Source organism: Bradyrhizobium sp. HKCCYLS2038 (genome assembly GCF_051167655.1).
Classification (GTDB): Bacteria; Pseudomonadota; Alphaproteobacteria; order Rhizobiales; family Xanthobacteraceae; genus Bradyrhizobium.
Window position 1 is genome coordinate 161,538 of the sequence record NZ_JBNPTM010000004.1, and the last position, 17,576, is coordinate 179,113.

Sequence of the window (17,576 nt, forward strand, 5' to 3'; positions counted from 1 at the left end):
ACTATGAGCACGACTTATCCCGTGGTGATTTGAGCCGGCCGGCTTGCAGCCACGTTAAATAAGTCGCTAAACAGGCCGGGGACGAATGTGATCCCGGCCGTGAGGAGTTTTCCCAGGCCGGTTTTTTTGTGCCCATCGCGCCGAGCGCGGTGGCCACGATGGAGGTCACATGTCCAATTCTCCTGCGTCGAAGTCCCCCGCGAAGACCCCGGCGTCGTTCGCCCAGTATCGCCCCGAAACCCGTCTGGTGCATTCCGGCGGCCTGCGCTCCGAATTCGGCGAGACCGCCGAGGCGCTCTACCTCACGCAAGGCTTCGTCTACGCCACCGCCGAGGAGTGCGAGGCGCGCTTCAAGGGCGAGGATCCCGGCTTCATCTATTCGCGCTTCTCCAACCCCACCACGGCGATGTTCGAGCGCCGCATGATCGAGCTCGAGGGCGCCGAGGCCTGCCGTTCCGCGGCGACCGGCATGGCCGCCGTCACCACCGCGATCCTCGCGCCGCTGCGTGCCGGCGATCACGTCGTCGCGGCGAAGGCGCTGTTCGGCTCCTGCCGCTACGTCGTCGAGGACCTCTTGCCGCGCTACGGCATCGAATCCACCCTGATCGACGGGCTCGATCTTGACCAGTGGCAGAAGGCGGTCAGGCCGAACACCAAGTCGTTCTTCCTGGAGAGCCCGACCAATCCGACGCTCGACGTGCTCGACATTCCCGCCATCGCCGAGATCGCCCATGCTGCCGGCGCGCGGCTGATCGTCGACAACGTGTTCGCCACCCCGATCTGGCAGAGCCCGCTGGCGCTCGGCGCCGACGCCGTCGTGTACTCCGCGACCAAGCACATCGACGGCCAGGGCCGCTGCCTCGGCGGCGTGATCCTCTCGTCGGAAGCCTTCATCGCCGAGCACATCCACAATTTCATGCGCCAGACCGGGCCGTCGATCTCGCCGTTCAACGCCTGGGTCCTGCTCAAGGGCTTGGAGACGCTGGCGGTGCGCGTGCGCGCGCAGACCGAGACCGCCGGCAAGGTCGCCGACTTCCTTGCTGCGCATCCGAAGATCTCGCGGCTGATCTATCCGGGCCGCGAGGACCATCCGCAGGCGGCGACAGTGAGGAAGCAGATGCGCGCCGGCTCCACCCTGGTCGGCTTCGAGGTCAAGGGCGGCAAGGCCGCCGCGTTCCGCACCCTCAACGGCTTGTCGCTCGCGCGCATCTCCAACAATCTCGGCGACGCCAAGACGCTGGTCACGCATCCCGCAACAACGACGCATCAGCGGCTGACGCCGGACGCGCGCGCCGAGCTCGGCATCAGCGAAGGCTTCATCCGCTTCTCCGCCGGCCTCGAGCATGCCGATGATCTGATCGCGGATCTCGACGCCGCCCTTCGGGCAGCGTAGCGAATGGCGAACAGGGAGTAGCGAATAGGTGGTCTCATCCCTATTCACTATTCCCAACTCGCTATTCGCCCCGATCACATTGGCCGATACGTCAGCACGTCGGCCGGCGCGTTAACGCCGAGCTTCACCTGGCCGACCGAGCGGATGATGTCGTCGCCGAGCAGCTGGGCGAAGCAGGCATAGCCCCAATCGCTCATGTGCAGACCATCGGCGATGACGAACTCGTTGATCGGGATCGCCTGGCGCTCGTGCCAGTCGCGCATCACCTCGAAGCGCGGGAAGATGCCGGCGTGATGCAGCTCGGCGATGCGGCCGAGCAGCTTGTTCATGCGGCTGGCGTTCTCCGAGCGCTCGTTGACGCGCGGCGAATACTGCAGGTCCACCAGCACGACGTCCGAGGCCGCCGCCTGGATCTTGGCGACGCCGTCGTCGACCAGCTTGGCGGTCTCGGCCGGATCGAGATCGCGCAGCACGGCGTTGGTGCCGACCTGCCAGATCACGAGGTCCGGATGACGGTCGATCACCGACGTCTCCAGCCGCTTCATCATTTCCGGCGCATCCTCGCCGCCGACGCCGGCATTGATCACGCTGATGTCGGCCATCGGATATTGCCGGCGCAGCTGCGCGGCAAGCCGGTTGGGGTAGTTGTAGTCCGGCGTGGTCGCGCCGTAGCCCTGCGTCGACGACGAGCCGAACGCGACGATCACGATCGGCAGGCCCGAGGCCAGCTTGTTGGCGACGTGCGGCAGCGAGATGAAGTTCTTCTTGGCCACGCCCTTCGGCGGCAGGCACGGCACGCGGTTGAAGATGTCGGAAGCCGATTTGGCGACTTGCTTGACCTTGTCGATGGCCCGCTCGGTGATGCTCCGCGACGGCGGCTGCACCGCCGCGACCGGCTGCGCTGCTGCGGCGGGTGCGCCGGCCTCCGGCGGCGGGACCGGCTGCATCGGCGTGGCCGGCGGATTGCTGGCCGAGGGGCGCACGGCGGCGATCTGACCCGGCGCCTGGCTGCCGGCCTGGGCAACCACGATGTGACCGATGCTCGGCCGGAGCTCGCTGATCGACTCGGTGTCCTGGGCTTCAGCCGCCGGCGTGGCGCTCTGCGCATGCGCCGTCGGCGCGCTGATCGTGACGGCGAGCACGAAGGCAGCAATCGCGGACAGCCTCTCCCATCTCCTGGATACGCGGTGACGACAGTTGGTAGTCATGAACGAGACGGATCCTAGTTCTGCTGCGCCGGCCCGAGATGCGCTGCGTCGATGATGAACTTCGACAGCGCCCGGCCGAGACAATCGTGAACCTGCTTGGCCAGCTCGATCCCGTGCGTCGGATTGAACAGGTCGAAATCGCCCTGCTCGTTCCATTGCCGCATGATGGCAAAGCGGTCGAACAGCGGGACGTCACGCTGCTGCGCGACCACCCGCATGTTGTCGATGTAGGGCGGCACGGAGATCAGCGTCTCCGTCCGCGGGCTGTATTGCAGGTTCACCAAGACGACATCAGCCCCCGCATTCTGCAGCGTCGCGACACCGTCATTGACTGCCTGACGGAACTCATCAGGGTCGATGGACCGCATCGCGTCGACCGTACCGGTTTGCCAGATGACCAAATTAGGCCTTTTTCCTTCCACCAGTTTAACAAGATTGCCCGAGATTTCCTCGGCCGTCTTCTTCGGTTGCAGCTCGACGCTGAGGTTGACCGTCAGTGTCGGCAGCTTGTCCTTCAATGCGGCCTGCAGCCGGGCCGGATAGGCATTGGCGTCGGACGCGCTGACGATCACCGACGAACGGCTTCCGATCACGAGAATATCGAGCGTACGGCCGTTCTTGACGGCCTCTGCAACCTTCGGGAGCGGGCTCTCGGTGGTCAGCAGGTAGGCCGGCACCTCGCAGCTCTGCGGCGCGTCTTCGGCGCGCGCGGCCACCGCCAGCGAAGCCGCCAGCGCCGCGATACCAAACCTTAACCACGAGACGGACTTCATCAGCCCCCTCCCGCCATATCGGCGTTGCTCCGCGTCACCTTTCGCGCTGCACCCTTATCGGCCTCACGCTTGTACCACGAAATCAGCGAGGCAACTCCCCACATGGCGAGGATGCCGCACAGGCTGATCATCGCGTGCATCATGGCGCCGCCAGACACTTCGGCAAGTACGAAGTGGCCCGCGAACGCCAGAAACACGCCCAGACAGAAGATCTCCAGCGAGTGTTGCCCGCAAACAATCAACGGGCGCAGCCAGCGTGACTTCAGCGGCGGCCAATCCTTGGGCAGATAGTGCACGGTGAGTGCTGCGAGTGCGAGGAAATGGGCGAAGCGCAACACGTCAAGGTCGGTCTTGTCGATCGGATACATCCATTGCTCGATTTGCCGCGGCATCAGATGGCCGAGTTGCGGGATGTACCAGGTCAAGGTCACACAGAACGCCGCCACCAGATAGGCCACGCAGAGGCCGAGCGTGATCGGCGAGTTCAGGATGCGCGACATGCGACGGGCGCCGCCAAGCGCGCACCAGGCGCCGAAAACGAACAAGAGCTGCCAGGCAAACGGATTGAAGGCCCAGAAACCGTTCGGATAGGCCGACAGATAAAGATCGAATTCCCAGGTGACCGCGTACAGAACGACCGACAAGGCCAGCGTGAGGTCAGCCCGCCAGCGCATCAGCGCCAGGATCAGCGGCAGGAACAGCATCAGCACGATGTAGAGCGGCAGCACGTCCATGTTGACGGGCCGGAAGCGCAGGATCAGCGCCTGCACGATGGTCACGTCCGGCTGCTTCAGGAAGTCCATGATCCCCATCTCTTCGGTGTAGAGCGGGTTCTCGAAGCTGGTCGCGACGTAGGAGATCTCGGCGAGGAAGATCGTGAACAGGAAGACGTGGGCGACGTAGATCTGCCAGACGCGGCGCAGGATGCGCGCGGTGGCGATCATAAAGCCGGCGTCCTGCATCGCCCGTCCATAGACGAACGCCGCCGTGTAGCCGGAGATGAAGATGAAGATCTCGGTGGCGTCGGAGAAGCCGTAGTTGCGGATCGTGAACCAGGTCAGCAGGTTGGGCGGCAGGTGATCGATGAAGATCAGCCACAGCGCCAATCCGCGAAACAGGTCGAGCCGGAGCTCACGCTCGCCGACGGCCGGGAAGGTGATCGCGGGCGTCGCGGTGATGGCCGGAGCAGAGGCGACGGCCGGCGCAGCGGCAATGGCAGGCGCGGCGACGCTCGCGGCCACAGCGCTGTCCGCAGCCGGTGCGGCAGTGGCTCCGGGGACCGATGGTCCGGCAAGGCGATCGGCAATCGACGTCATCGGGCACCACGTCAAGGCTGCCAGCCCGCAGGCCCGGCAGGAGAAATGTAGGGCTGCGCAGTTTTTGCGCAAGCGATGAAGGACTTGTCAGCTGGGTCGCGCCCAGTTTTTCGGCGTTGGCGGACGGCTGGGAGCGATCGCGTGACGCAAGACGGATCGACGGCTCCCGGAACGCTGCCGGCCACACCAGCGAACCTCGCCTCGCACCATGGCAACGGCTCGCGCTGACGGACGGACGACAGAGTCCGCGATTCTGGTGCCATAATCTGGAACTGTGTTGAAAGCACGATGGCGTTACGATTGGTTCCCGTCCGGCTTTCCGCTACAATGCCTCCATGTACCGCGCCGTGACTCGCCACATCGAAGTGACCGTCGAACCGAACTTCCTGCCTGAGAAGTCGTCGGTCGCGGATGGCCGCTGGTTCTGGTCCTATACGATCGTCATCACCAACACCGGCAAGGAGACGGTGCAGCTGCGCAGCCGTCACTGGATCATCACCGACGGGGCCGGCCGCCAGCAGGAAGTCCGCGGCGAGGGCGTGGTCGGCGAGCAGCCGGTGCTCGCCCCTGGCGAGCGCTTCGAATACACCTCCGGCGTGCCGTTGACCACCGCTTCCGGCTTCATGTCGGGCTCCTACCAGATGCAGAGCGCCAGCGGCGAGCAGTTCGACATCGCGGTGCCGGCGTTCTCGCTCGACAGCCCGGACGGCGGCAAGCGGGTGCTGAACTAGCGCGGCGAAGATCTCGTGAGACTGACGCGCGGTCGTGCGTCCAGCTCGTTGAAATGCCGCTCTCGTCTTTCACTCTTTCGGCCCGCCGCGCCTGTCGATGACCTCCACCGCTGTCGTCCCGGGCAAGCATCCGGCAACGCGCCAGCGTTGGCGGATGCGCCGACCCGGGACCCATAACCACAGGATCAGTTTGGCGATGGCTGGAGCGGCGATCTTGTCTCACCACGGCCGCCTGTGGTTATGGGTCCCGGCTCAAGGCCGGGACGACACCATTTTTGCTGAGGCAGCTTGAGTCGCACGACCCTCTCCTACTGACGTCACAGCTTCGCGTTCTCGCGACGCATCCCGCGCCCGAGCTTTGTCCATTCGTCCGCCCTCTCGATCATGAGGGCGCAGGGAAGGCCGGGCCTCGGCTGAGGCCCGTGGCCCGCCTGCAGAAAAAAATGCAGGCGGCAGGTACCACAGGTCCAGCCGGACAGACCCGGCCCTCCCTGCGCGACGGTTTTAACGGCTGCTTCGCGTTCTCCCTGGTGCGCCGGGCTTTCTGGCCACCATCACGAGCGCGACACCCAACGGCATCGGCACCCGCTTGACATCAGCGTCAGGATGTCAGGACCGCGCGACTTGACCGTGCGCGCATCGATCGTTCGTCGGCGCGGACTGAACCACGCTGCGTCGGCACACGCCCATCGCATCCCACTGCCAACGTCTCGTGACGGTCGCGACACGCCCCTCATGCGGCAGCAGGACGCGCGGAGTTGTGCCAGTGATTTGCCCGACGGCACAAGCGATTTGTTGCTGCGACAAAGTAGCCAGACGGGCAAGGCGGTCGGGCGCGGCGACGGCTCTCAGATCAACTAATAGCGATGGCGTCGGAAACCGTAGGGTGGGCGAAGGCGCCTGGAAGGTCGCACCCAGACACGAGATGTACAGCGCCGTGCCCACCGCCCGCAACCACTGCTCGCCATGGTGGGCACGCGATGCCCTGCGCCCTGCGGGCGCACGTCATCGCTTTGCCCACCCTACGGACTGAGGACCTTGCAGCGATAGCTAATGACGACGACAGTTTTTCGCTCATGATGCATTAGCGCGCAATGCCAGTGATTGCGCCCTCTCCCCTTGTGGGAGAGGGCATGTAGGACAGCGCAGCAAACGCGGTCCGGTGAGGGGTTGCTTCCACGAGCACCTTTCCTGGAGAGACAACCCCTCACCCAATCGAACTCGCGGAGAAGATGCCCTCTCCCACAGGGGGAGAGGGCGCTGTATCGAACAGCGCAGCTGGCTGAACCAACTTAGTCTGCCATGCTTGGAGCCTGCAAAGCTCGCGCCGAAGCTCAGTTCTCCGTCACGCCCGCCTCGTGCGGGGTGAACTGATAGACCGAGGAGCAGAACTCGCAGGTGACGACGACCTTGTCGTCCTTCACCATGTCGGCGCGGTCCTGGGGCGAGAAGCTCTTCAGCATGTTGGCGACGGCATCGCGCGAGCAGGAGCAGCGCGCCTGCAGCGGGACGATGTCGAAGACGCGGACGCCGCGCTCGTGGAACAGGCGATACAGCAGACGCTCGCCGGACAGCGCCGGATCGATCAGCTCGATATCCTCGATGGTGGCGACCAGCGACTGGCCCTCGACCCAGGCCTCGTCCTCCTCGACCTCGTGCAGCTCGGTGCCCTCAGGCGCATCGCCGGGATGCAGGTCGGCCTGGCGCAGGCGCTCCGGCGCCTGCGGCAGGAATTGCGCCAGCAGGCCGCCGGCGCGCCAGCGGTGCTTGCCGCCGCTCCACTCCTCGCCGACGGCGAGACGGACGCGGGTCGGGATCTGCTCGGAGCGCAGGAAGTATTCGTGCGCGGCCTCCTCCAGGCTGCCGCCGGTGAGCGCCACCAGACCCTGGTAGCGGCTCATGTCCTGGCCCTGGTCGATGGTCATCGCGAGATGGCCTTTGCCGAGCAGAGCGCCGGAGTCCTTGGCCTCGCCAAGGCGTGCCTCGTCATAGCGCGCATAGGCGCGCAGCCGGTCGGGGGCCTGGAAGTCGACCACCAGGAACGACACCGGACCGTCGGTCTGGGTCTGCAGGATGAAGCGACCGTCGAACTTCAGCGACGAGCCGAGCAAGGTCGTCAGCACGATCGCCTCGCCGAGCAGCTTGCCCACGGGCGCGGGATAGGCGTGCTTGGTGAGAATGTCGTCGAGCGCCGGCCCCATGCGGGTGAGCCGCCCGCGCAGATCGAGCGCCGCGACCTCGAACGGCAGCACGGCGTCGTCGACCGGCACGGCCGACGGCGCGCGGCTGGTGTCGAGGTTGATGTTGGTGTCGGGGGGATTGGCTGTCATGGGGCGTATTTGGGGATGAAGCGGGCAAAGGGAAAGGGGCTTGGAACTAGCGCATACGGAGGGCTCCGTATACCATCTTGGGGAAGGGATAGGCCGCATCGGAGGCTGGGTGATGTCAGAAACACCGCATCATCGACCGACCGGCAAGCGCATCCGTACTTTCGCGAAAGCGATGCGCCGGGAGCCGACTGATGCCGAAGCCGCGATGTGGCGGCTGCTGCGCGACCGGCGCCTGTCAGAATTCAAGTTTCGCCGACAGGTGCCGTTCCGAAACTACATCCTGGACTTCGTCTGCTTCGAGCAGCGGCTGGTCATCGAGATTGATGGCAGTCAGCATGCGGATGCCACGGGTGATCGGACGAGAGACGAAGTGCTCACCAGCGAGGGCTTCAGAGTTGCGCGGTACTGGAACAATGATGTGCTCAAGCAGCGAACGGCTGTTCTCGAGGACATCCTCGCAAAACTGAGCGAGCGGAGAGAGACCACTCACCCGAGATTGCCGCGCGATATCTACTGAGTAGAGAACTACTTCTGTCACACGGATGACGGTCGAATGAACAGCCCTGACGGTGCACATGACTGCGCCCTCTCCCCTTGTGGGAGAGGGCTACATCGGCAGAAGCTACAAACTCACTCGGGTGAGGGGTTCGTGCCGCAAACTCAGGCCTCAGCCCGGGGCAACCCCTCACCCGGTTTCCATGCGAAGCATGGAAACCACCCTCTCCCACAAGGGGAGAGGGTACACCGCGTATGCGGATACGTCGCGGTGAACCCTAAGCCCGCTCGCCGAAGCACCACGCCAAAATACCCTTTTGGGCGTGCAGGCGGTTTTCGGCTTCGTCGAAGACGACGGACTGCGGGCCGTCGATGACGTCGTCGGTGACCTCCTCGCCGCGGTGGGCCGGGAGGCAGTGCATGAAGAGGGCTTCCGGCTTGGCCAGCGACATCAGCTTGGCATTGACCTGATAGGGCTTGAGCAGGTTGTGGCGGTGCTCGCCGTCCTTGTCGCCCATCGAGACCCAGGTGTCGGTGACGACACAGTCGGCGCCGGCGACGGCCGCCTCGGGATCATGGCTGAGATGGATATCGGCGCGGGTGGCGCGGATGAAGTCCTTCATCGGCTTGCCCGGCGACAGCTGCGGCGGCGTCGCCACGTTCAGCCTGAACTTGAAGCGCTCGGCGGCATGTGCCCAGGACGCCAAGACGTTGTTGTCGTCGCCGGTCCAGGCCACGGTGCGGCCTTCGATCGAGCCGCGATGCTCCTCGAAGGTCATGACGTCGGCCATCACCTGGCAGGGATGCGAGCGCCGCGTTAGGCCGTTGATGACCGGCACGGTGGCGTGCGCGGCGAGCTCGAGCAGCGCTTCGTGGCTCAGGATGCGGATCATGATCGCATCGACATAGCGCGAAAGCACGCGCGCGGTGTCGGCGATGGTCTCGCCGCGGCCGAGCTGCATCTCGGTGCCGGTCAGCATGATCGCCTCGCCGCCGAGCTGGCGCATGCCGACGTCGAACGAGACGCGGGTGCGCGTCGACGGCTTGTCGAAAATCATCGCCAGCACCTTGCCCTCGAGCGGCTTTCTCGCCGGCTCGTTGGACTTCAGCGTCTTCTTCATCCTGCTGGACAGCGCCAGCATGTTGCGCAGCTCCTCGACCGGCATCTCGGTGAGATCGAGGAAGTGACGCGGCGTGTTGGCCATGGTCTTGCTCATGATGCGGCCGCCTGCTTCGCAGAACTCGACAGCGCCGTGCAGGCGCGATCGAGCATCTCGACCGATTGTTCGATTTCGGATTCATTGACGATCAGCGGCGGCAGGAAGCGCACCACGTTGTCGCCGGCGCCGACCGTCAGGAGCTTCTGATCGCGCAGCGCCGCCACCAGATCGCCCGACGGCACCACCGCCTTGATGCCGACCAGCAGACCTTCGCCGCGCACCTCGGAGATGATATCGGGATGACGGTCGACGACAGAGGCGAGCTTCTGCTTGAGCAGCAGCGACATCTTGCGGACGTGATCGAAGAAGCCCGGCGCCAGCATGACGTCGAGCACGGCGTTGGCCGCGGATACCGCGAGCGGATTGCCGCCGAAGGTCGAGCCGTGCGTGCCCGGGGTCATGCCCGCGGCCGCCTCTGCCGTCGCGAGCACGGCGCCGATCGGGAAGCCGCCGCCGAGCGCCTTGGCAAGCGACATGACATCAGGTGTCACACCGAGCCAGCGATGCGCGAACAGATCGCCGGTGCGGCCCATGCCGGTCTGCACCTCGTCGATGACGAGCAAGAGGCCGTTGTCGTCGCAGAGCTGCCGCAGCGCCTTGTAGAACGGGAGCGGAGCGGTACGCACACCGCCCTCGCCTTGCACCGGCTCGACCAGGATGCCGGCGGTGTGCGGACCGATCGCCTTCTTCACCGCTTCGATGTCGCCGAACGGAACCTGGTCGAAGCCGTCCATCGCCGGTCCGAAGCCGTCGAGATATTTGGCGGAACCGGTCGCGGCGAGCGTCGCCAGCGTGCGACCATGGAACGCGCCTTCGAACGTGATGATACGGTAGCGTTCAGGATGGCCCTTGGCGGCGTGATATTTGCGCGTGATCTTGATCGCGCCTTCCATCGCCTCGGCGCCGGAATTGGCGAAGAACACGTAGTCGGCAAAGCTCTGCTCACACAGCCTGGTGGCCAGACGTTCACCGTCCGGACTCTTGAACAGGTTCGACATGTGCCACAGCTTGGTCGCCTGCTCCTGCAGCGCCTTGACCAGATGCGGATGCGCATGGCCGAGCGAATTGACCGCGACGCCGGAGGTGAAGTCGAGATAGCGATCACCATTGGTCGCGATCAGCCACGCGCCCTCGCCGCGCTCGAACGCCAGATCGACCCGGGCGAATACGGGGAGGAGATGCGTAGCGGCAACAGTGGTCATGGCGATCACATCAGCTGACGGGCTGGCCGAGACACGCGCCTTCAGGCGCCATCGCGCATCAGGAACCCCACCCTGGAAAACAAAATGTGCCGCCTTTTCAAGGCGGCACGTGCACCTATTGTATGCGGGCGGCGCTCGGAGTCAACTACGCGTCGACTGATCGGCGACCGCACCGGCCGTGGGATTGCGGACATCCGACACGGCTCAGACGCCCAACACGGAACCCCGGAATGTGTGGACGGTGGTTACCGACTCTTGCGCGAGAGTCACGCCATATTGTAGCGTTTTCAGCGTCGAGTACGACATCTCGTGCGGCAGTTCTGATCCCTCTTTGAGTTTCCTCGTTCGCGTTAACGTCCGGGTGCTTCACGCGCGCCCGGCGAGGGATAAGGGATTCTGCCGTCAGGGATATTCTTGAGACAAAGATCGCAGCGCCGTCCCAGAATTGGCCGGCGCAACGCGAAGGGAAAGGTTCGATGACGGTATTGACCTGGTCCGACGATCGCGTCGAGCAACTGAAAAAACTCTGGGAAGCCGGACTGTCGGCCAGCCAGATCGCCGCGGAACTCGGAAACGTGACGCGCAACGCCGTGATCGGCAAGGTGCACCGGCTGGGACTGTCCGGCCGCGCCAAGAGCCCGGCGACCGCAGCACCCCGCCAGCGCAAGGCGGCCCGCCCTGTCCAGCCGATGATGCGGGTGGCGCGCCCCGTGGCGCGCGGCAACACCGCGCTCGCACAAGTTTTCGAGGTCGAGGCAGAGCCCGATCCAGTTGCATTCGACAACGTCGTGCCGATGAACCAGCGGCTGTCGCTGCTGGAGCTCAACGAGGCCACATGCCACTGGCCGGTGGGTGATCCCTCCAGCCCGGACTTCTTCTTCTGCGGCGGCAAGGCGCTCGCCGGCCTGCCCTATTGCGCGCAGCATTCGCGCGTTGCCTATCAGCCCGCGGCCGACCGCCGCCGCCAGCCGGCGAAGTCGCCGACGCGCTGAGCGCGGGGCGCGCGAGGCCATGAGCGAGGCCTTAAGAATGGCTCGCACATCAACTCACAACTGACGAGGATGGCCCGGCCTGCGCCGGGCCTTTTGCATTGTGCAGTCAGGATGCGCGCGGCGGTCGCGACTGCGGGAAGCAGGCCGTGAACGCCGCGCCATTGCGCGGCACGCTCTCGATCAGGAGCCGGCCGCGATGGCGATTGAGGATGTGCTTGACCAGCGACAGGCCGAGCCCGGTGCCGCCCTGCGCGCGGCTGTCACCGACATCGACACGATAGAAGCGCTCGGTGAGGCGCGGCAGATGCTCGGGCGCGATGCCCGGGCCGAAGTCGCGCACCTTGACGCGGACCTCCGGCGTGCCCTCGCCCGAGATGGCCTGCTCCAGCGACACCAGCACGCGGCCGCCCGAGGCGCCGTATTTCAGCGCGTTCTCGATCAGGTTCTCGAACACGCGCAAAAGCTCCTCGCGATCGCCGGCGATCGCGACCTGCGCCTCCGGCAGGCTGGTCTCGATCACCACCTGGCGGTCGCGCGCCAACGCCTCCAGGCCATCGGTGACCTGGCGGATGATCGCGACGACATCGACCATGGTGTGGGGCTGCACATGCGCCGACAGCTCGACCCGCGACAGCGACAGCAGGTCGTCGATCAGCCGCGCCATCCGCGTCGCCTGGGCGTGCATGATGCCGAGGAAGCGCTCGCGCGCCTTGGCGTCGTCCTTGGCCGGGCCCTGCAGCGTGTCGATGAAGCCGGACAGCGCCGCCAGCGGCGTGCGCAACTCATGGCTGGCATTGGCGACGAAGTCGGCGCGCATCTCCTCGGCCCGGCGCAGCGGCGTCAGATCGTGGAAGGTCATCAGCATGCACTTGTCGGCGCCGCCGAAGGCGGTCGGCACCGGCACGGGGGTGACGATGAGCTCGGTCCAGCGATCGACCGGGACGTGATCGTGATAGGTCGCGCGCCTGGTGTCGGTCGAGGCGATCGCCTCGCGCAACGCGGTGATGATCTCCGGCGTGCGCAGCGCGAACTGGGCCAGCTCGCCCTTGCGCAGCGCCGGCGCGAGCTGCGCGGCAGCGGCGTTGAGATGGATCACGCGCCCGGCGCGGTCGAGCAGCACGGCGGGGACGGGAATGCCTGCGACGATAGCACTGACTGCGGGCGCCTCGACCGGATTGGCGTGGCGCTCCTCCTCACGCTTGGTGACGGCGCTATGCAGCCGCCAGGGCACCAGGGCCGCGCCCGCAATGCACAGGAACACCGCCAGCGCCCGCATCGGCAGCAGTTCGTCGAGGAGCACAAGGCCCGCCAGCGCAAACGCGGCCGCCAGCAGGATGATCGCGGCGTGGCGCAGCCGGTCCGGCCAGGGGGTGAAGATGGTCTGGGGAGAATGGGAGGGAGCGTCGAGAGCCATCGCGTCCTTATTCGTCTCCCCTGGTGGCGTCAGGCACCGGAATCGCTGCGCTTTCTTACATAAGCGGCCTCGGGCGGAGGGCTCGGATCGAGGCTGAGCGCCGCCTGGCGCAGCCGCTTCGACCTGGCGCTGATGATGACCTCCCGAAACGTCAGCAGGATTACAGAAATGAGGAACGGCGCCAAATAATACAGCATCCGGAACAGCAGCATTCCGGCCAGCAGCTCCTCGCGGTCCATCTGCCAGAGACCGACCAGCATGGCGGCATCGAACACGCCGAGCCCGCCGGGGGAGTGGCTGGCGAAGCCGAGCAAGGTCGCCGAGACGAAGATCACGGCGACCACGACGAAGCCGAGATTGGGCTCGTCCGGCACCAGCACGTACATCGCGAGCGCGCAGAAGCCGAGATCGATGATGCCGATCGCGATCTGCAGCAGGGTCAGCGGACCGCCCGGCAGCACCACGGTCCAGGGCCCGCGGCCGACCACGCGCGGCTTGGTCCAGACCCAGGCGACATAGCCCATCAGCCCGACCAGAAGCGCGATCGCGGCCATGCGGTTGACCCAGGGCGGCAACTGGTCGATCGAGGCGGCGGCCTCCGGGTGATAGCTGATGCCGAGCCCGAGCACGGCGGCGTTGCCGAGCCAGAACGTCAGGCCGGCGAGGAAGCAGATCTTGGCGACGTCGATCGCGTTCAGCCCATGCGCCGAATAGATCCGGTAGCGCACCGCGCCGCCGGTGAAGACGCTGGCGCCGACATTATGGCCGATCGAATAGCTGGTGAACGCCGCCAGCGCATTGATGCGGTACGGCACGTGGTCGTGGCCGATCGTGCGAACGGCGAACAGATCGTAAAACGTCAGCGTGAAATAGCCGGCCGCGACGAACAGCGCCGCGAGCGCGATCTGGTGCGGCTCGGTGCTCTTGATGGCCTCGAGCACCTCGTAGGTGTCGATGCCGCGCAGCATGTGATAGAGGACGTAGCAGGCAATCGCGATGACAGCGATGCTGATCAGCACGCCGAGCTTGTGCAGGACTTGCTTCTCGCGCAGGAACGTAGCCGCTCTGCGTATGGCTTCAAGCATCTACACCTCTACCCGTGACGACAACACGATGACCGGGCTCGGCACGGCGCCCCGAAGGCCGCCGCACATCGTCTGCACATACAACGCCCTGGTAGCGCGTTTCGGTGCATTGGGAAACACGGGCCGTGCGAACAGAACCAACCACCGGGCTATACTTAACAGGCTTCGCGGAAATGCGATGCACCGTTTTGCCGCACATCGGGCAATCCTGCGGCGCCGGCCACACTGCGGATCCCGGGTTAAACTTCGGTGAGGAGCGCCGGTCGCCCGGCCTGCGACGGCGATGATGGGGCATGGCCAAAGATAATTGCGCTCTGCCGCTTTGACAGGCTCGCCGCTCGTCAAACCTTCGTGTCTCCCGGACGCGACGGGGTGCTGACGATGGTGCAACGCAACAACGGCAAGCGCTGTCCGCGGCGGCGGACGGCGGTCAGGGCGCCGATTTCATCCGCATGCTGCGGATCACGACCAGGGCCCGCAACCAGGTGCCGATGGCGCAGCCGACGAGATAGGGCACGAACAGGATCAGCAGCAGCTCGAGCCAATAGCCGGCCCGGCCGGGGATCAGGCAGGCGATGGCCAGGCCGACGAGAGTGGCGGCGAGCGCGGCCAGCAGCAGCATCACCAGGCGCGACACCCCCGGAGCGCGATGCACCACGGCGACCCAGCCCATGCCGAGCCCGATGCCGAAGGCGCCGGCCAGCCAGCCCCAATGGAAGGCAACCAGATAGGCCATTCCGTTACCTCACCACGAATTCGATGCGCCGGTTCTGCGCGCGGCCGTCGCCGGTGTCGTTCGATGCGATCGGCTGGGTGCTGCCGTAACCGATCGCGGAAAAGCGGTCCGCCGGCAGCCCGGCCTTGGTCAGATAGTCCACCACTGCCTGGGCGCGCTTCTGCGACAGCACCTGGTTGGCCGCGGAGTCGCCCTCATTGTCGGTGTGGCCGATGATCTCGACATTGGCTGCCGGACAGCGGAAGGCGATCTCGACGAGACGATCGAGCAGCCCGGTGGAATCCCGGTCGAGGTCGCTGCGCCCGGTCTCGAAGCGGATCTTGGCCTTGCCGAGCAGTTCGGTGAACAGCTGCTGGCAGACGGTGGGATCGACCGGAGCAGCGGAGGGCTTGACCGTGATGTCGGCCTTCACCTGCCAGCCCTGCGGCACGTCCTTGCCGAGCCCGGTGCGGATCTGCTGGGCGGCGGCGTCATACAGCGCGTCGCCGGAAATCTTGATGTCGCGATCGGAGACCACGAGCGTGCCGGTCGAGAGCCGCGACAGGGCACCCAGCGCCGGCACCACCGCGTTGACGAAGTTCGACGGCGCGCCGATGCTGTTCTTGAGGTTGTCGACGACCTTCTCGCTGAAGAATTTGCGCGACGACGAGCCGACCACGACGGCATGGATGTTCTCGTCGGGGACGTTGCCCGACAAGGTCACGGTGACCGCGACCGGGTCCTTGTAGGCCTGGAAGACGTAAGGCGGCGCCTTGACCTCGTTGCTGGCGACCTTGAATCCCTCGGGCAGTTTGGCGAGCGCCGCAGCGACGGCTTCGCGCCCGCCGAGGTCGCGGGCCATGCCCGACAGCGACACGTCGCCGTCGGAGATCGTGAACTTGCCGTCCTTGAGCTTGCCGATCTGGCCGATTAGCAGCAGCGCCGCCTCCTCGAACCGCGGCGGCGCGCCGCGCGCCAGACCCATCTGGTCCGCAACCTCGACCCCGGGCAACGCCGCGCGCGTCGCCTCCACGAGCTTGCCCTTGAGCGCCGGCAGCGGCGCGTTGCCGCCCAACGTCACGCGCACGACATCGCGCTCGGCGGACCACACGAATGGCTTGGCCTCGGGCACCAGCCGGGTCTCATCATTGACCAGACGCACGCCGGGCACGGCGTCGACCGCAGCCACCGCGTCACGCCGCCCGGTCTCGGAGAAGGCATTGGCGCGCAGATAGACGTCGCGGCCGTCGACCGTGACGCTGGTCCTGTCGAGCACGGCGGCCTTGAGCGCCGCCGAACTGCGGCTGGCGAGGTCACTTTCCAAGGGAACGGTGCTGGTCCAGGCCGCGAAGCCCCAAAGCACGACGAGCGGGATGACGCCGGGCCACCATTTTCCGCTCCACCTGAAAAGTCCGCGCATTCGTCATCCGTCGCATCGAGGAAGCAGAGAGAAAACAAACCCTTGCATGCCTGTCAAACCGGAAATGCGACGCGCTTTCCGGTATCCTGCGACGTCCGGGCTAAGGTTTTCTTCAGCGATTTGTCGGTAATCTTGTCCCGACACTCACCGGGCCGCATAGTTCAGATGAGGCGATTTCGCAAAACCTTTATTCGGGCCGGCCTGGAAGCGCTGTATTTGAGCGGCGCGCATGTCTGGCTGCGCCCGATCTTCTCGGGCGTCGGCGCCATCTACACCCTGCACCACGTCCGGCCGCGTTCGAGCGCCGAATTCCAACCCAATTGTCATCTCGAGGTCACACCCGAGTTTCTGCGCGAGATGCTGTCGCATCTGCGCGACCATGACATCGAGATCGTCACCCTCGACGAAATGCACCGGCGGCTGGTGGCGCGCGACTTCTCGCGCCGCTTCGCCTGCTTCACCTTCGATGACGGCTATCGCAACAACCGCGACCATGCGCTGCCGGTGATGCGCGAATTCGATGCGCCGTTCACGATCTACGTCACCAGCGATTTCGCCGCAGGCCAGGGACGGCTGTGGTGGGTCACGCTGGAGAGGGTGGTGGCAAAGGCTGACATCATCGAGGTCGCGATCGGCGGCCTCGCGTTGCGGCTCGACGCGTCGACGCCCACGGCCAAATGCGTGGCGTTCCAGCGCCTTCACGACTGGTTGCGCTCGCTGCCGGGCGAACACGACATCCGGCGGGAGATCACCGCACTGTGTACCCGGCACGGCGTCGACGAGGAGGCGATCTGTCGCGAGCTCTGCATGAGCTGGGATGAGTTGCGGGCGCTGTCGGCGGAGCCGCTGATCACGATCGGCGCGCATTCGATCAGCCATTGCAATCTCGCCAAGCAGACCGAGGAGACGGCTCGCCTCGAGATCGCCGAAAGCCGCACGCGGATCGAGACCGAGCTGCAGCGGCCGGTGCTGCACATGGCCTATCCCTATGGCGACCGCGCCGCCGCATCCCAGCGCGAATTCGTGCTGGCCGCCGCGAGCGGCTACAAGACGGCGGTCACCACCCGCCCCGGCATGGTGTTCGCCGAAAGCGCCGATCATCTCACCGCCTTGTCGCGGGTCTCGCTGAACGGGCACTACCAGGACGCCCGCGTGCTGCCGGTGCTGACGTCCGGCGCCGCCACCGCGATGTGGAACGGCTTCCGCCGCATCGACGCGGCATAGCCTGGCCAGCATCGCGTCCCGGACGGATTGCGGCAAATTCGTGCGACTGCGTCTCACT

Annotated in this window: 15 protein-coding genes and 1 riboswitch; of the genes, 5 read left to right on the plus strand and 10 right to left on the minus strand. The window is 65.8% G+C overall.

Annotated elements, in window-relative coordinates; genetic code table 11:
• The first annotated feature begins 11 nt into the window (after positions 1-11).
• Positions 12-91: riboswitch (SAM riboswitch) on the plus strand.
• Positions 92-169: 78 nt separating this feature from the next.
• Positions 170-1,393, plus strand: a complete 1,224-nt coding sequence (locus ACQR1I_RS18795; protein WP_434866041.1) for an O-succinylhomoserine sulfhydrylase — start codon at positions 170-172, stop codon at positions 1,391-1,393.
• A gap of 74 nt (positions 1,394-1,467) precedes the next feature.
• On the opposite strand, the gene ACQR1I_RS18800 is transcribed toward ACQR1I_RS18795, so the two are convergent.
• Genes ACQR1I_RS18800 through ACQR1I_RS18810 form a run of 3 tightly spaced genes read right to left on the minus strand, consistent with a single transcriptional unit; the run spans position 1,468 to position 4,690 of the window.
• Positions 1,468-2,601, minus strand: a complete 1,134-nt coding sequence (locus ACQR1I_RS18800; RefSeq protein ID WP_434866042.1) for a GDSL-type esterase/lipase family protein — start codon at positions 2,599-2,601, stop codon at positions 1,468-1,470.
• 14 nt (positions 2,602-2,615) lie between these two features.
• Entirely contained in the window at positions 2,616-3,374 is a 759-nt protein-coding gene (locus tag ACQR1I_RS18805) for an SGNH/GDSL hydrolase family protein (protein ID WP_434866043.1), read from the minus strand.
• Positions 3,374-4,690: an OpgC domain-containing protein gene (locus tag ACQR1I_RS18810; protein WP_434866044.1), complete on the minus strand. Its 1,317-nt coding sequence runs from the start codon at positions 4,688-4,690 to the stop codon at positions 3,374-3,376. The genes ACQR1I_RS18805 and ACQR1I_RS18810 overlap by 1 nt, the downstream gene beginning before the upstream one ends.
• Positions 4,691-5,025: 335 nt before the next feature.
• Here ACQR1I_RS18810 and apaG point away from each other — a divergent pair, with 335 nt between their 5' ends.
• Positions 5,026-5,421, plus strand: a complete 396-nt coding sequence (gene apaG / locus ACQR1I_RS18815) for a Co2+/Mg2+ efflux protein ApaG (RefSeq protein ID WP_434866045.1) — start codon at positions 5,026-5,028, stop codon at positions 5,419-5,421.
• A gap of 1,334 nt (positions 5,422-6,755) precedes the next feature.
• Here the strand turns inward: apaG and ACQR1I_RS18820 are convergent.
• Entirely contained in the window at positions 6,756-7,751 is a 996-nt protein-coding gene (locus ACQR1I_RS18820; RefSeq protein ID WP_434866046.1) for an Hsp33 family molecular chaperone, read from the minus strand.
• Positions 7,752-7,863: 112 nt separating this feature from the next.
• Here ACQR1I_RS18820 and ACQR1I_RS18825 point away from each other — a divergent pair, with 112 nt between their 5' ends.
• Positions 7,864-8,268, plus strand: a complete 405-nt coding sequence (locus tag ACQR1I_RS18825; RefSeq protein WP_434866047.1) for an endonuclease domain-containing protein — start codon at positions 7,864-7,866, stop codon at positions 8,266-8,268.
• 256 nt (positions 8,269-8,524) lie between these two features.
• On the opposite strand, the gene argF is transcribed toward ACQR1I_RS18825, so the two are convergent.
• Positions 8,525-9,451, minus strand: a complete 927-nt coding sequence (gene argF, locus ACQR1I_RS18830; protein ID WP_434866624.1) for an ornithine carbamoyltransferase — start codon at positions 9,449-9,451, stop codon at positions 8,525-8,527.
• 8 nt (positions 9,452-9,459) lie between these two features.
• Positions 9,460-10,668, minus strand: coding sequence for an aspartate aminotransferase family protein (locus tag ACQR1I_RS18835; protein WP_434866048.1), 1,209 nt, complete (start codon positions 10,666-10,668; stop codon positions 9,460-9,462).
• Positions 10,669-11,144: 476 nt separating this feature from the next.
• Between ACQR1I_RS18835 and ACQR1I_RS18840 the strand changes: the two genes are divergently transcribed.
• Positions 11,145-11,660 carry a GcrA family cell cycle regulator gene (locus ACQR1I_RS18840; protein ID WP_434866049.1) on the plus strand — a complete coding sequence of 172 codons (516 nt, stop codon included), beginning with the start codon at positions 11,145-11,147 and terminating at the stop codon, positions 11,658-11,660.
• 106 nt (positions 11,661-11,766) lie between these two features.
• Here the strand turns inward: ACQR1I_RS18840 and ACQR1I_RS18845 are convergent, their stop codons facing one another.
• The 4 genes from ACQR1I_RS18845 to ACQR1I_RS18860 form a co-directional block, all read right to left on the minus strand.
• Positions 11,767-13,074: an ATP-binding protein gene (locus tag ACQR1I_RS18845; protein WP_434866050.1), complete on the minus strand. Its 1,308-nt coding sequence runs from the start codon at positions 13,072-13,074 to the stop codon at positions 11,767-11,769.
• 29 nt (positions 13,075-13,103) lie between these two features.
• The gene (locus ACQR1I_RS18850; RefSeq protein WP_434866051.1) at positions 13,104-14,159 is read right to left on the minus strand and encodes a lysylphosphatidylglycerol synthase domain-containing protein; all 1,056 of its coding nucleotides are present in this window, start codon (positions 14,157-14,159) and stop codon (positions 13,104-13,106) included.
• 430 nt (positions 14,160-14,589) lie between these two features.
• Positions 14,590-14,895, minus strand: a complete 306-nt coding sequence (locus ACQR1I_RS18855; protein WP_434866052.1) for a hypothetical protein — start codon at positions 14,893-14,895, stop codon at positions 14,590-14,592.
• 4 nt (positions 14,896-14,899) lie between these two features.
• Positions 14,900-16,294 (minus strand): OmpA family protein, encoded by a 1,395-nt coding sequence (locus ACQR1I_RS18860; protein ID WP_434866053.1) that lies wholly within the window; start codon positions 16,292-16,294, stop codon positions 14,900-14,902.
• Between the two features lie 165 nt (positions 16,295-16,459).
• On the opposite strand from ACQR1I_RS18860, the gene ACQR1I_RS18865 reads away from it, so the two are divergent.
• Entirely contained in the window at positions 16,460-17,518 is a 1,059-nt protein-coding gene (locus ACQR1I_RS18865) for a polysaccharide deacetylase family protein (RefSeq protein ID WP_434866054.1), read from the plus strand.
• The last annotated feature ends 58 nt before the right edge of the window (positions 17,519-17,576 follow it).